The organism is Pseudomonas sp. E315, assembly GCF_055406205.1.
In genome coordinates this window covers 207,833-223,622 of sequence record NZ_JBUZPJ010000008.1, presented here as the reverse complement: position 1 = coordinate 223,622, position 15,790 = coordinate 207,833, and the positions used below count along the sequence as shown (strand labels likewise).

Here is a 15,790-nt window from a genome sequence, read left to right as displayed (position 1 = left end):
TGCTGAAGCCGCTGCAAAAATCGCCGGCGTCTCTAAAGTGCTCGTGGCTGACAATGCTGCTTACGCGCATCAGTTGCCTGAAAACGTTGCTCCGCTGGTAGCTGAGCTGGGTGCTGGCTACAGCCACATCCTGGCGGCTGCAACCTCCAACGGCAAAAACATTCTGCCGCGTGTGGCTGCGCAGTTGGACGTTGATCAGATCTCCGAGATCGTTTCGGTAGAAAGCGCTGACACTTTCAAGCGTCCGATCTATGCCGGTAACGCCATTGCCACCGTGCAATCCACTGCGCCGGTTAAAGTGATCACCGTTCGTGCTACCGGTTTCGACCCGGTTGCAGCTCAAGGGGGTTCGGCAGCGGTTGAAGCGGTTGCCGCCGTTCACGATGCAGGCACGTCGTCGTTTGTTGGCGAAGAATTGGCCAAGTCGGATCGTCCAGAGCTGACCGCTGCCAAAATCGTCGTTTCTGGCGGTCGTGGCATGCAGAACGGTGACAACTTCAAACACCTGTACGCACTGGCTGACAAGCTGGGCGCGGCTGTTGGTGCTTCGCGCGCAGCAGTGGACGCAGGTTTTGTGCCGAACGACATGCAGGTCGGTCAGACCGGCAAAATCGTTGCGCCACAGCTGTACATCGCGGTGGGTATTTCGGGCGCGATCCAGCATTTGGCGGGCATGAAAGACTCCAAAGTGATCGTTGCGATCAACAAGGACGAAGAAGCGCCGATCTTCCAAGTGGCTGATTACGGCTTGGTAGCGGACTTGTTCGAAGCAGTACCTGAGTTGCAAAACGCAATCGCGGGTTAATGATTTACTGCGCTAGCCGAGCGTAATTAAAGCCATTGCAGGAGCGAGTGTGCTCACGGAGGTCGTGAACGATAACGCGTCTTTACAGGACGAACGCCGTGATCTTGAGCGCTTTGCTCTTGCAGTGGGCCTTAAAGCAGCATCCCTCCGTGAAGCCCTCATGGAGGGAGCAATGGCGTTTTGAACATGCGACATATTTAGATAACACCTGGCGTGAAGCCTTTTTGGAATAAATGCGCAATTGGTCACATGACCCCATTGCGACTTCAAAAGGAGTTTTCATGCCTGTCTCATCTTCCCCCCCGGTTTGGGTGCCATTGGCGAACGCTGTGAATGCACAGTTTGCCAGTCGTCCGACTCTGGAAAGTATCACTCGGCAAATGTTTGCCGCTGCCCTTACCGAAAAATACCCTTCATTGAGTTTTGATCTAGCCCACGTCCGATTAGCAACGCCTCGTGAAGGAGGCGGCTGGGAACTGACGTTGCTCATGCCGTTAGTGCTCAATTATCTGGCGAATAGTGTGGCGCTCGATTTACGTCCACGCCACGGCAAAAATTGCTTTCTGTCTGATGAAACCGGTAACTGGCTTGAGCCTGCGCAAGGCAGTCTGGACATGCAGGTTATCGATTCGCTGATCAAGGAGTTGTCTTGGAGCGTACCCATTGGCCTGCAAAATGCGCTCAGTGATTATTGGGCTGCCAATGCTGATACGGGCGTGAGCCGTTGGCGCTGGCTGAGTAATGTGCTCAAGGACACCCTGAGCATAAGTGCGCTTGAGCAGGACCACTTGAGCAATCTTGCCCGTGAAACCCTTAATCAGGTGATCCAGTGCCCTGAACGCGATGAGCGCGTGAGCCGGTACGGTGAGGACTGCGCGTACGTGTACTGCCTGGAGTCCACGCTTAATAGCGGCGATGCCGTCAGTCTTCAATTAAGTACGACGCTCTTATTGGTACGCTCCGAACGGGTTCTATCGTGCAGGCCTGATGGTACTGTCAAGGATTTTTCCTCTCTGGATGCAGTCATTGAGTATGAAGGGCAGCGCCTGAGCGCCAGGTACTCAACAAACGAAGTTCGCATTAAGCGCTACGAGCTTGATGGCAACATTTTTGATGCTCAGGCCGGGCTCATATTGAACTTGCAGCTAGAGCGCCTCGGAGCACTAAAATTGCCCGCTACTGTTGGACAGGATGTGTTGCAGGCAATCTATCAGGAGCTCACCAACCCGGCGCAGTATGTGTTGGGAGCCCCAGCGCCCAAACATCAAAGCCTTAGTGCTATCAGCACTCATCTGCCCGATTGGCTACTGCAGGCGTCTGCTGCTGACCAGGCGTTGTATCGCCAATACAGCCTGGCGCTGGCCAGTGCTAAAAAAAGCAGCCAAGGGCGTACATTTCTCAGCGATATTGCGGATATTCGCTCGTTTGCTGTTGATGCCTTGCAACAACAAATGCGACTTGATCAGGCGCAATTTGAGTTGGATGCGCCCGACGATCCATCCCGTGAAGCGCTAAATCCCGATGACATTGTGTTGAGTTTTCTGGTAGTAGCGGGCTTCCCCGGTACATCCGGCATCACTGAAACTGTTGTGATGAGCCTGACTGATCTGGCGTTGAAGAATCTGTCGGGCAAACCTCAGGGCAGTCTAACGCTGCAACATCGCTTGGGGCTGACGCTACCTGTATGGCTGACTCCCGATTACATCACTCAGCGTAACGGTCTGATCGAGCAGGTGGATATCGGCAGAACGTACCCTCAAAACCTCCAGACCCTGCTACTGAGCAATACCCCGGACGCCCTCAAGCGTGAACAACTGTTTGCAGAGCAGCTTAGCGTTCAATTGCCTTTACAGGCATTGGAGTTGAGCCTCAAAAAAGAAAACGGTTTTACCTCACTTGGCAGCCGTTATGTTGTGGCACTCATGCGTAGGGACGCAGCACACCGACAGGTCGATAATCAGCCCGTGGTCGTCCGCCCTCTGGCGTTGATGCGCAAATCTGGCGCACGCCCTGATGTGGTCAACAACATGTACGTGATTGAGTCAGCCGATATGGCTGTTGGCCCGCACGTCTTGTATCGGCCGCTTTACACGCATTCGCTTTATGAGTTCAGCACTCGCGCGGCACTGTTAGAGGCGATTGCCGCGCCCGGTGAGCTACAAGACAGCGTGCTGGTCTGGTTGTCTGACGTGGCCCGGCCAATTTATGACAATGGTGGTTTTCAAGAACCCCATTACGTGCGTTTTGGCCAGGGGAGCGACACCTCAGTGCTTGAAGTGCCGCAGCCTGCCATCCTTTCCACTGATGGCGCCAGTGATGAGTTGCTGCAGTATCTGCAGAACGGCAAGTTGATGCAGTTTCTCTACAGTGGTAACGCCAGGGCTTTGGTAGATCAGGCAGACAGAGACTCGGTGTCCAACAGCGAAAGCCGCTGGAGTGTGTTTCTTGAGGGTGGGGGCTTGTTGTTCAACACCTTAATGCTGCCATTTTTACGTGGCCCGGCGATGGTGAGTGCCTGGCTTTGGACATTAGCTGCGGCGCTGAACAAAGACATACCTGCCCTTAATAGCGAAGATGCCACGACGCGTGAGTTGGCAGTGGTTGATATGTTGCTCAACTTGGGCATGTTGTTGTTTCAAATGGCTCCCAACTCGCCTCCTGTTCGTTCCCTGTCCAAAAAGCTTAAAGCACAAGTGATACGAACACGCTTACCCGCTCGTGTTGCCAATCAATGGCCTGAGCCGCCCCCCTCAAAAATCATTGCAGGTGCTGTTACCTTGGCGGGCGAAGTACCCGGTGCAGACAGTACGCTTCTGGATTTCAGTTTCGCCAGTGCCCATTCCCGTTTAACACCAAGTCAGCGTGCAAGCTTGTCGCGTTTTGAGGTGCTGCTCACTGTGCCATTGCCAGACCCGATGTCTCAAGTGCCCAATAAAGGGTTATATGTCATTAACGGTCAGTGGCATGCAATGGTTGAGGGCAATCTGTACAAGGTCAGTCTGGAGCCCGAAGGTGTCGTAATTGTTGATCCGTCAAACAGCAATCAACATGGGCCCTATTTGAAGACTGACGGTGATGGCCACTGGTCGTTGGATCTGCGCCTGCGTTTGTTTGGCGGGATGCCACTGAAACGGGTGGACGCCGTACGCCAACGCAAGGCTCAGCGTGTAAGTGAGTTGCTGAACGAGCTTGATCAGTTTCTCACTCAGGAGAACCCCGCACAGCATCGGATAGAAGTTGAAGGGAACATTGTGGCCAGCATTAGGAGGGATCCCAAGTACACCGACGCGCAGCGTGCCACTTTCCGCGAAAGACTCTATAACCTCCTTAAAGCCCAGACAGACAGCTACCTAAAAATTCTGGAGAGCAATAAAGAGCGGACAGAGCTTCAGATACCACTCGCCGCAAAATCGGTGCTCACTTTGATGGAGAATGTTGTCAATAATGGTCGTAAGTTAGTGGTGCTCGCGGGGCTTTCGCGCGATGCTGTTCCCGAAAAATGGCCGCAGTTTCAAGTCTCTGCCGGCGAGCTGGGTCAGGCGATCTTCACCGATTCTTTAGGGCATAAGCAGTTCATCAAGGATTTGGTTGAGATCAACGAGCGCACTATCAGCGGGCTTGAGTTGCAAGAGACGTATTTGAATAAGCTATACAACCTTGGCGCTGCCGGTGCTGAGGTGTATGCACGACTGAACAGCAGTCGCCCTGAGAGCGAGCTCAATGTCCTTGCCATCAAAGACCTGCAACTCAAATGCCTTAAGTTACCCAGCATAAAAGAGTTAACACTGGGGCTGATCGACAGTCTGGATACGGTGATTGATCCGCTGCAAGAGCATGTGCGCACGCACGCCGAACTGAACAATCTTGAACTCAGCCACAGCGAACGTCTTGAGGTGCTGGACAGTCTGGTGGAGCACTACGGTCAGGGCTTGGATGCGTTGCAATGCCTCAAAATCATCTATTCCGATGAGTTGGACTGGGAGTACTTTGACAAGCTGTTCACGCTGTTGGAGGAGATGTACGCAGATGTGACAGAGCAACTGGCCGCAGAAATCAAACCGCCGCCACCCGAGGAACAGCCTCTGACATTCCCCAAACACACTCGAACCCAGCCGGGCAAGCCTAAAAAGCAAATTATTAAAACCCGCCACCGTGGCCAACTGATCGGTGAACTAAAACCGTCAGATGAAGAACTGCCAATAGACGTTGTCGAGCTGCGCTCGGAGTTTGACAACCAATTGCTGGCCACTTATTCAAAGCATGGGGACGAGTGGGATGAAGTTGAAGTCGTCAAGCCTGCCCAGCAACCACAGGCAACGCGAGCACTCGCCGCGATCAAAGGCGACGCACACAAGCTTTTAAGCATGGTCGATGTGCACCTCAAGCGTGCCGACAGTTACATAAAAACCACCCGTTACCCAGAAGATATTGAACATGTGCTCCAGTCTGAGGCGCAACGTTTAGATAAATTAACCGATGAGCTTGGGCGAGCTATTCAGGAGCAACCTGACACTGCCCAACAGGCAGCGAGTCAAAAACTCATGAGCGACATGCGTAGCAGCGCCTTACGGCTGACCAGCCGAGGCAAGGCGTTGCGTACTCAACTTAGTCTTAGCCTGCCCCCAACCCACGGTAATCTTCAGTACTTGCTGGATGAGAAGCTGGTACAAATTGCCAAGCTTGGCGATCGGGTGCCGCTTAAAGGAGAGAAACGGGACTTTATCCAGGAGTATGCGATCAATAACCGCGATGGTTATCCGTTGTGGTATGCCCACTTCCACTACGCTGCAGCCACTACGCCGAAGCTGGAGTACAGCGTCGCCCACATGAAAACCAAAGAGCAGCGCAAGCAAAGCTATTACTCACTGTTGGCCAAAGCCCAAGGTAAGCAGGCCATTGTTGATGTACACCGTGGCGCGATTGGCAAAAAACTGGCCGAGCGCTGGTTTTTGCCCCTTGCACCTTGATGTAACAAGCTTGATTTGAACCTGATAACGCAAACGCCCCCACAGTGGTTATTGATTGGCCCTGGGGGGCATTCGACTCAATCAGGCTGCGACACTGGGCTCGCAAACGCCTTATGGCGCACTACGTTCGAAGGTGAGTGAGGACAGTTGCGTTTGCACATAGACATGATCGGGTGCAGTCGGCGTGCTGATGAGCACCTGCAGATTCAACGTATCGCGCTTAATGTCCAAGGCACCGCTGAGCGACACCACGCTGTTTTTTTGCGCGGCCGTGATGGCCAGAGATTGCAGCGCTAAGTCACTGGCTGTTGCATTGATATCGGTGAAACCTGAGACCTCGCTATCACCTGATGCAGTTGTGAGCTGCCCATGCACACGCCCAAGCCGCCCTTGTCTGGCCGCCTTGACACTCAACTTCAAACGCGTGCCATCGCTGGCTTCCCAGGTGCCGACCAAGGCGTTTTTTATCGTCTGTTCTTGAGGCGACGCAATGTGTTGCTTATTGCCTTGCGTAGAGCCTGAGCGGCGATAAAGCAGTTTGTCGATGTAAGTGCCTTGATTGGCGACGGTTGCAAAGTCACGACTGGCGACCAACACATGATTAAGCGTCAATACTTCTTCTGTGCCCACAAGGCTTATTTGCCCGCAAAGACCGGATGACCAGTTCCAGCTGGGATCACCTGTGCCTTCGCTGATGGAGCGCCACTCAATGGCTAGCGCAACCGGCTGGCCCAGTTTTTGAGTTGAGGCCGTACCCATTTGGTAGCCGGTCACTTCGTACTTTCCGGTAGAGCCTGTTGAAGATTGGTAAACGCCGGATACCTGATTGCCCGCCACTGTGAGGTTCATGACGGAGCCATAGTCATTCGTCCACGTACCTGCGACTGACCCACAGGGCGGCGGCTTTACGGTGTGAGGGGCTGGGGGTAGGACAACTCTTTCGGAGTTGATGCATCGCGGCCCGGATTTGAAGGCATGGGCTGAAGAACGTGTGATGAGCTGCGGACCATCAGGGCGATTGAACAGCCAGACGCCAGCAGGCGCCAGCGAGTATGTATTCGGGCCGCACTGTATGACCTGATACTCATACACCGTGTAGCAATGTTCCATGATGAGCGAGCCGACCAATATCAGGTCTGCCAAACCCAGTGGGCAAAACTGGGGGATGGTTTGCCCTTTTTGTGGGCCTTGCTCAATCAACACGTTATACAGATTGGCCCCAAGAGTGACCTCGCCGTCAGCGAATTTGAGCACGATGTCGGGGTGGCCGCCGCGCGCGATCAATTGAAGGGTTTGCCTCATCAACTGGTCATCGCCCTTGAACTGCGAAGAGCCTGAGTCCAGAGCGAATTTGAGTTGGGTGGCCAGTGTTTTACCGCCTACTGAGTAAGCGCTCAGGTCGGTGGCCCAGATGTACTCCAACCCTGGAGTTTTGCTGTAGACCGACCAAGGGAGAAACAGATGCGCACCTTGGGTTTTTGCCTTGTCGATAGCGCCCATGGTGCAGGTGCCACTGTGCTTTTTGGCGTCCCAATCAAAGCAGACAAAGGGTTGCCTTGGGTCGATGTGACCGCTGTGTACCAACTCTTGAAGCACAAAAGAGCTGCGGCCCTCAACATAAGCACTGCTGGCGGGCAGGCCAATACCGCCGTCCCAGTCCAGTTGACGGAACTGATCGCCAGAGTAGTTGGCTGCCAGCAGGAGGTTTGTCGGGAGCAATGCGCCATTGGGCATTGCCAGTAAGTCAGTGCCGGCCTCCACCTGCATGGTGCCCCAAGGGCCAAAACTGTAGGGGCGTTGCAGGCAATCTGCGAAGGCAAAGGTTTTGGAGGCCTTGTAATCAAATCGGCGGCCACCGAAATGTTTGCATTGATCTGTCGGGCAGAGGGTTGAAGTTGCCCATGTAATGTTGGTGCCGGTGTCTATTGACAGTTTCAATGGCTGGCCGGGTGTGCCCAGTAAGAGCGTTACATACCACGGCGCCGCCCCATTATTCTGAAATGGCCCACGTTGCATGGGGAATGTCAGTCCATCAGCCCAGTATTGTTTGTTCATAGAGACTTCCGTGTCTGTGTCGCTGTGCGGCAACACCGCGCAATAAGAAGGCTACCTTCATAGGAGCCTATAGGTGGGACGCTGGTTTATGAGGCACGCAACGCATCCATGCCCCGGCGTGTATTCAAGAGGAGTTGTGTTGCAGGGGATATCAGATACACCCTGATTGCCCTGTCGGAAAAGGCTGTAATCCAGCAGACCGAATGACATGCCTCGCCTTTTAATGTCGCTAACCCAGCCCTTGTCAGAGTGGTCAGCGTGAGGTTGTTTAAAAAAACTTCACTAACGCCAGAGTCAAGGTGTTGGAGCGGGGCAGGTTGGGCGTGTGGTAATAATCCAGATTCAGGTTGGCCGACACGTAGACCCCGTTTTTGGCAAAGCCGGTGTAGGTCATCGACGGGCCTATTTTCCCTGAGCGTGACACCTTGAAGTCCGATGCGGCTGTGTTGTTGATGTTGTAGACGTGATGCACCCCCACCCATAAGTCATCGGTTAGCAGATAACCGGCAGCGACATTACCCAGCCATAGGCTGACCCCACCGCGCAAACGAACAGGATCACCGGCGCCCATGTTGGTCGCGTTACGGTTGCGGGCAGCGTAATGAATACCTGCGGGGGTGAACGTGGCGGCAAAGCGCCCCGCGCGCAGGTAGTTGGCTACGCTGAAGCTCACGGCATAGCGGTTGGCAAAGGCCCCGTAACCGGCGACATCATTATTGCCATTGGGGAATTCGACCATCAGTGTCGGGTTGGTCCACCAGGTTATGTCATTCGCTGGCCCTGCGTCGGGGGTGGGTTCGACAATGTTGTAGTAATAGGCAAACCCAAGGTTGGGCGAGGCCATGCCCCAAGCGCTGGCGTTGCGAGCTCCCCGGGTGTTGGCATAACCAGCAATAGCCCCGGCCCAGAATTGCAACTGATCACGTTGAGTGCCGGTAAAACCGGTTTTTGAAAAGTAGGCCAGCACTGTATTGGCAGCGGCGCTGACGTCACCCTCCGTTGTGCGGCTGAACACAGGGAAGGATTCGACCGCCCAACGGCCCGGCAAGCCCGGTTGGGCAAAGCCTATAAATTGCTCGGCCTCGGCCGATGTGCTCGTGAGCAGCATCAAGACGAATATAAGTGCGGTGCTTAGGCGCAGTGGTAGTGAGGCGTGTGGCTTCATGGCCCAACTCACACGTGGACGCCGTAGACGGCGCGAGCGGTTTGAGTGTCGATATAGCCGTTTTTCACGTCTGAGCGCACGGCCTCGCAGGCGCGCTCGGTCGCCGGGCCGTAGCCACCCCCGGCGCCAGTGCGTATCTGAACCAGATCGCCAGCGTCCAGGCGGATGCTGCTGGCCATTGCATAGCGCTCACGGCTGCCGTTGGTGCGCAGGACCTCCACGTAATTGAGCGATCCGGGTTCGCCCTGATTCAGGCCCCAAGGGGGCACCCGCGAGCGGGTGTAGCCACAGGTCATAAAGCTGGCGTCGGCACGAATGCGATAGTCGATGCAGATGCCTCGCCCGCCTCGAAATTGACCGTGGCCTCCGGGTTCGTCATTGAGCGCCATGCGTTCCACATAGAGGCCGTAACGGGCTTCGCAGATTTCGACGGGGCAGTTGTAGGTTTCACCATGCAAGCCTGAGTAGGCGGCGTTATTGCCATCATGCTCTGCTGTTGCGCCCCAGCCTCCGATTCCGGGTTCTACCAACGTAAACAGGCGGGCAGTGTCTGGGTGCTGGCCACCAATAATGGTGGCGCAAATGGAGGCGAAACTGCCGGCTGGCAGCCGATCCGAAAACTGCTTGGCCAGGCAATGCAAGATCAGGTCATGGACCCGAATCAGGTTTTCAAAATAAAAACCCTCTGCCGCTGGAGGTTGGGCGTCAAACAGCGATCCGGGCCGGGTCAGCACTTTGAGCGGGCGAAAGGTGCCACCGTTGGTCACGCCTTGGGGCGAGGTAAGGGCCTTGAACGCCATTTGGGCGGCGACCACTGTGCCGTCACGACTGAGGTTTGTAGGCCCGGCACATTGATCGGGGTTGTCGCGCAGATCAATAACCAGCGCGTTGTCGCCGATGTTAATTTTCACGTTGAACAAGGCGCCATCGTCTTGTTGCTCATCGAGTTGCAGCGCTGTGCAGGGCAGCGCTTGTAATGCCTTGAGCGAGATCTTTTCACCCAAATCCATAAAGTCCTTCATGGCCAATACAAACAGCTCAGTGCCGTACTTTTCAGTCAGTTGCTGCAAGTGTTTTGCACCAGCGCGTACGGCGGCCACACCGGCCCACAGGTCACCTTCCATAAAGTCCGGCATGCGGGAGTTGGCCCGCAAAATTTGCAGCACTGAACGAATGGGTTGTCCTTGGTCGATCAACTTCACTGAGGTCAGGCGTAACCCTTCTTGGAAAATATCGACCGCTTCGGTTGATAACGACCCTGGCACCATGCCGCCCACATCATTCCAATGGGCGATATTGGCGGTCCAGGCCACCAGTTGTTCGTCCGCAAAAACAGGCATCGCCAGCACCACGTCATTGAGATGGGTGACCGCGCCACCCTCGTGCGGGTCATTGCTGATAAAGACATCACCCTGTGCAATGTCTTCGGGCAAGTGGTGCAGCAGGATTTTTTTTACGGCCTTGTCGAGCACGCCGACAAAGGCCGGAATACCGGCACCTGAGCTGGCAATGTCGCCTTGGGCGTCAGTAATACCGGTGCCCATGTCCAGCACTTCGTAAATCACCGGGCTCATCGCGGCCATGCGCATGGCCGCGAACATTTCATCGGCGATGGCCTGCAGCGAGTTCTGGATGATGTCACGGGTGAACCTGTCGAGGCTGTGCATGCTCATGCTCCCTTGTTGCTCAGGGTGATATGCAGGTTGCCCAAATGATCCACACGCACGTGGTTAGCGGGGTGAATCAGCACGGTGGTACCTTCGTCTTCGACGATGGCGGGGCCGTTAAACGTCATGTGCGGTTCAAGCAAGGAGTAGTTATAAATCGCCGCGTCATGAACGCCTTCCAAGGCGTAGTCCACGGGCCGTCGTCCCTTGAAGGCTGTGGCCAGAACACGGCCTGTTACGGGCAGGGCTTCGGGCTTTAACTTGCCAATGTGTGCAACGGCAATCAGGTGAAAACCGACAATTTCCACCGGGGCTTGCAGGCGATAGGTGTAATGCTGCTCGTAGACATCATGAAAACGCTGTTCGATGTGCGGCCAGTGATCGTTAATGCGCTCGTTAGCATTGAGCGGTACTTCCACCGAATGCTCCTGATTCTGGTAGCGCAGCTTGCAGTAGGTCGTTAATTCAACCTGCTCGCCCGCAATAGCTTCGGCGATGAACTGCTCGCGGGCCGAGCCCATCAACGTCTCTAGAAACCGCTGGGTGTCAGCCAGTGAGTAGTCTTGATAAGGGTTGGCGAAGTGGTTGATGAACAGGTCGCGGCGCAGATCCGACAGAACCATGCCCCACGCTGAAAACACGGAGGCATTACGTGGGACGATGACTTTTTTGACCCCCAACTCCTGAGCCAAGGCAACGGCGTGCAGGGCGCCACCGCCGCCGAATGCCATCAAGGTCAGCTCCCGTGGATCATGCCCACGGCTCAGCGACACCAGCTTCAGTGCGTTGACCATGTTGTCGTTGGCCAGTCGCACAATGCCCCGTGCGATTTCGTCGCTGGGCATCAGCAAGCGTTGGCTTAACTGCCTTAAACCCCGCTTGACGGCGGCCAGATCAGCGACCACTTCACCGCCGCAAAAGTAGTTGGGATTAATGCGGCCCAACGCTAGATTGGCGTCCGTTGTGGTGATTTCTGCGCCGCCATTGCCATAAGCCGCCGGGCCGGGGAGGGCGCCTGCGGAATGCGGCCCGACATGCAGCTTGTCGAAGTCATCAACCCAAGCAATAGAGCCCCCGCCATTGCCGATTTCGACCAGATCGACCACTGGCACCATGATGGGATAGCCTGCGTTGAGCCGCGTGCGCTCAATCCAGTAATCAGTTTTTATCGTCACTTGGCCGTTGCGGATCAAAGCGCATTTGGCGGTGGTGCCGCCGATATCCAGTGCCAACACATCGGGTTCGTCGATGAGCTGACCCAGTTGCGCTGCCGCCCAAAAGCCGCTGGCAGGGCCCGACTCAACCATAGTGATCGGGGTTTTGCGGGCATGGGCAACGCTGTCTATGCCGCAGTTGGATTGCATGATGTAAAGGGGCGCTTCATAACCTCCCGTTCGCAGGCACGCTTCCAAGTCTTCGAGATAGCGTGTGGTGATGGGCTGCACATAAGCAGATAACACGGTGGTACTGGAGCGCTCATATTCACGCCACTCACGGGTGATCTGGTGCGAGGCCACAACAGAAACTTCAGGCCACAGCCGCTGAATTTCAGCCAAGAGCGCTTGCTCATGGGCTGGGTTGGCGTAAGCGTGCAGCAAGCAAATGGCGATGGCCTCGACGCCATCGGCGCGAAAGTCATCCAGTATATTGACCAGACACGACAGGTTTAGCGGTTCACGCTCATGACCATCGATATGCAAACGCCCGCTGATTTCACGCCGCAAATAGCGGGGTACAAAAGGGACGGGTTTGATCCACTTCAAGTTGAAGTAATCGGGACGGTTGGCCCGGGCGATTTCTAAAATGTCGCGAAAGCCTTGGGTAGTAATCAAGCCGGTCTTTACGCCCCGGCGCTCAGTAATCGCATTGATGACCACCGTGGTGCCGTGAGCCAGAAAATCGACGGTACTTAACGCAATGCCCATCTTGTGAATGACGTTAAGCACACCCTGCGCGAAGTGAAATGGGGTGGTGTCGACTTTGGCTGTACGAATGGTTTGCTGGCCCGTACACGGATCAGTTTTGAAGTAAACCAGATCAGTGAACGTTCCCCCGACATCGGTCGCGATGCGTACAGTGTTGTCCTGCATATCCACGGGCGCGCTCCTGTTCTAATCGTTCTTGTTGGAGGCAGCGGCTGATCAACCCTGCGATCAGTCGTGCAGATAGCAACGATGCTAACGACCCGGCGTTGTAGGACGCCAGAAGGTGCGCGGGTAGGTCAGGGGGATTTCTTTGGTTTGATTACCCAAATGGGTAGGTGGGTGGTTTCGCCCGATAAATTCAACAGCCCTTGTTGCACTGCGGCAGTAATGGCTGCCGTGCGATTGTCGACCGAGAGTTTGACGAAGATGTTTTTCAGGTGAAATTTGACTGTGTTTTCGGAAATATCCAGTGCCTGTGCAATGGTTTTGTTGGGCTGACCGTTGGCAAGCAAGCTCAGCACTTGGGTTTCTTTGGCGCTGAGCGGTATTTTTGGCGTAACAGGGTGCGCCCGCCAGCCGCGTAAGTGCGTGATTGTAGTTTTTATGGCAGGCAGCTCATCAACGCACATTTGCAATGCAGGCACTAACCACGGCCCCACTTCAAGTAAAAGGCCGGGCAGCGCATGTTGAGTAACAGGCGCAAGAGCCACTAATACGTCGGTTTTTTTTACAGCGATCTGCGCCTTGCATGAGGCAGCCAAGGCCATCAGTTGCAAGCGGTAACAGGGTAATAACAACCCTTTAGTACGCAATACTCCGGCTTCACGCTCTAGCCGGTTGAGCGCGACTTGGGCAGCGCCTGTGGCAATTTGGAGTCGAGCCAGCGCCAAGGTGGCAGCTTCGTGGTTGCGCCAGTCTTGGGGCTTGCACGCTGTGGCTTGGAGGTTGGTATCCAGTACCTCCTTGCGCGCCTGATTGAGCATGCCGCACTGCACCAGTAAATCTACCCGCCAGGCCCGGACGAGTAGGCTCAGTCGGTGCCAATCGCGTGTGGTCGCAAGCATGGCGGCGTGTTCGAGGGTCAAGAGCGCAGCTTCTAAGCCCTGAGTGCGCAATGTTATGCGCCAGGTCATTTCAGTGGTGGCGGCAACGACGTCTAGCCAACCGTCTGTCTGTTCAATGGAAGCCCAGTCGTCGTGTAGCCAGCGTGTCGCCGTCGCCCAATCACCTTGCCAATAACAGTGCTGGGCCTTTGAGCATCCGATGAGGGATTTTAATGAGCTTTCGCCGCCAAAGTGGCTGTGGACAAAAGCCAGCGTCTTGTCGATCAGTTGCCTTGACTCGGCAACCTTCCCTGACAGCGCCAGTGCTTGAGCCTCGTGAAAATGACAGAAACTTTCGCCCCGCGGGCTTGCGACAAGACGCATTTTTGCCTGCGCTGAGCGGCAGGTCTGGAGCGCCAGCGCCATGTCGCCCTGGGCCAGCAGCGCCAAGGTATTTACACATTCGAGCGTCGCCTGAGCCAGCAGCTGTTCAGGGTGCTCGCCAGCGGGCAGGTGGATGCAAGTGCGCTCAAAGCGATCGCAATAAGCATTCGAGAGCTGGCCAATCACATGCAAATCGCGGGTAAGGCGCGGATCGCCGTTCGATGCACTTTCGGCCAGTTGCAGTTGGTGTGTGGCCAGCGCGGGGTTCCCCGATTTGGCATTCAGATAGGCCTGAAGCAGCAGAAGATCAGGCGCGCTGTGGCGTGTTTGCTCATCAAAGGGGTCAACCAGACTTTGTGCATAACGAATGCCGTGGCGCATGACCGTTGCCCAGCCTCCCGCGCGTACCACCAGGCTGATGGCCAACTGGGTGTCTTGAGCCTTGAGAGCGTGGGTGATGGCGTGAGTCCAGTCGGTGCTTTGCGCCAGCCACTGGGCGGCTGCGCGATGAATACGTTGGGCTTGGGATGCGTTGATTTTAGGGCCAAGGAAGTCGCGCAACAGGCTGTGGTAACGAAACCATTGGCGCTCGGCGTCTAACGGAACGAGCAAAGAATCCAAGTGGCTCAGTTGGTTTAGCAGCAAGCTGCTGTCATCACGTTCACGAACGGCGTCAGCCAGTTGAGCATTAAAACGCTCCAGCGGTGCGGTTTCGAACAAAAAGGCCTGACACTCTGGCGACAGGCTCGTCAGCACCTGTTCTGTCAGATATTCCGCCACATCGGCCACTCGACCACTAAAACTGGCGAGCCCATACAGGTTGCCGTCGCGACTGACTTGCCACAGGCGCGCAAGCTGTACTGCCACAGCCCAGCCTTCGGTGGTTTGGTGCAGTTGATGAGCTTCTTCATCGCTCACCTGTGCGCCCAATATGCGATGGGTTTCATCCAGCGAGAGCCGCAGCTCACAGGCTGAAACCTCATGTACCCAGCCTTTTGACTTCCAGCTTGCCAGCGACCAGGCAGGGCGGGTACGAGTAGCCACAACCCACCGCAACCACGGGGCCGATTGTTCAATCAGGGTGTGCATGAGCTGATCGACGTCTCGGCTGTTGATTGCGTGATAGTCATCAATCATCACGATCACAGGCCGTTTTGCTTGCGCCAACGCCTGTGCAAGGGCTGCAACTGTTCGGTGTGGTTGGGGATCTAGCGCTTGTGAGGTGGCCAGTCGAGACAAGTGCCCCAGTGACACCCCGGCGCGATTAAGTGCCAGGATCAAACAGGTCAGAAAACGATGGGGTTCGCCGTCGGCATCGTCCAGAGACAGCCAAGCTACGGCAGCCCGAGGTGTGTTCGTCAGCAGTTCTTGGCGCCACTGCATCATCAGAGTCGTTTTGCCGTACCCGGCGGGTGCCACCAGAAGTTGCAGCGGCAGTTGATGGTGAGTGCGAAGCGAGGCCAATACGGTTTCGCGCGCCACCGAGGTTAGCAGCGTTTTTGGAGGGCTTAGCTTACCTATCCAGCGCCATATGCTGGCGCATCTGTATGGAGGCTCATGACTCATGTGCGCAGGGCCAATGCAGAAAACAACGTTACAAGCTTGTGACTTGGTTCAGATTGAGCCAAGTCGCAGGCTTCTGGTTTTTGTAAGTGAATTTGTATTGCGTTGAGTTCACCTCGGTGGACCCTGTATTGATACAGCACGTTACGGTGAGCAAAAAGGGAATAAAACGACCCGGATTTAGTTCGTTTTTTACTCCGTTAAAGCATCCAAAAA

7 protein-coding genes are annotated in these 15,790 nt (G+C 55.4%); 2 read left to right on the top strand and 5 right to left on the bottom strand.

What is annotated here, in order from left to right; genetic code table 11:
* Together ACZRJQ_RS13815 and ACZRJQ_RS13810 are read left to right on the top strand one after the other, a co-directional pair.
* A partial coding sequence (locus ACZRJQ_RS13815) for an electron transfer flavoprotein subunit alpha/FixB family protein (RefSeq protein ID WP_463978894.1) occupies positions 1-805 on the top strand: 805 nt, incomplete at its 5' end.
* A gap of 281 nt (positions 806-1,086) precedes the next feature.
* Complete coding sequence (locus tag ACZRJQ_RS13810; protein ID WP_463978893.1) at positions 1,087-5,772, top strand: dermonecrotic toxin domain-containing protein; 4,686 nt, start codon at positions 1,087-1,089, stop codon at positions 5,770-5,772.
* 111 nt (positions 5,773-5,883) lie between these two features.
* Here ACZRJQ_RS13810 and ACZRJQ_RS13805 read toward each other — a convergent pair whose 3' ends face one another.
* From ACZRJQ_RS13805 to ACZRJQ_RS13785, 5 genes are all read right to left on the bottom strand, one after another.
* Positions 5,884-7,827, bottom strand: coding sequence for an avidin/streptavidin family protein (locus tag ACZRJQ_RS13805; RefSeq protein WP_463978892.1), 1,944 nt, complete (start codon positions 7,825-7,827; stop codon positions 5,884-5,886).
* A gap of 268 nt (positions 7,828-8,095) precedes the next feature.
* Positions 8,096-8,992, bottom strand: coding sequence for a hypothetical protein (locus ACZRJQ_RS13800; RefSeq protein ID WP_463978891.1), 897 nt, complete (start codon positions 8,990-8,992; stop codon positions 8,096-8,098).
* An 8-nt stretch (positions 8,993-9,000) separates the two neighbouring features.
* Positions 9,001-10,659 (bottom strand): hydantoinase B/oxoprolinase family protein, encoded by a 1,659-nt coding sequence (locus ACZRJQ_RS13795; protein ID WP_463978890.1) that lies wholly within the window; start codon positions 10,657-10,659, stop codon positions 9,001-9,003.
* Between the two features lie 2 nt (positions 10,660-10,661).
* A complete protein-coding gene (locus ACZRJQ_RS13790; RefSeq protein WP_463978900.1) occupies positions 10,662-12,749 on the bottom strand; it encodes a hydantoinase/oxoprolinase family protein in 2,088 nt (695 codons plus the stop codon).
* 131 nt (positions 12,750-12,880) lie between these two features.
* Positions 12,881-15,493 carry a LuxR C-terminal-related transcriptional regulator gene (locus ACZRJQ_RS13785; RefSeq protein WP_463978889.1) on the bottom strand — a complete coding sequence of 871 codons (2,613 nt, stop codon included), beginning with the start codon at positions 15,491-15,493 and terminating at the stop codon, positions 12,881-12,883.
* Positions 15,494-15,790: the final 297 nt, after the last annotated feature.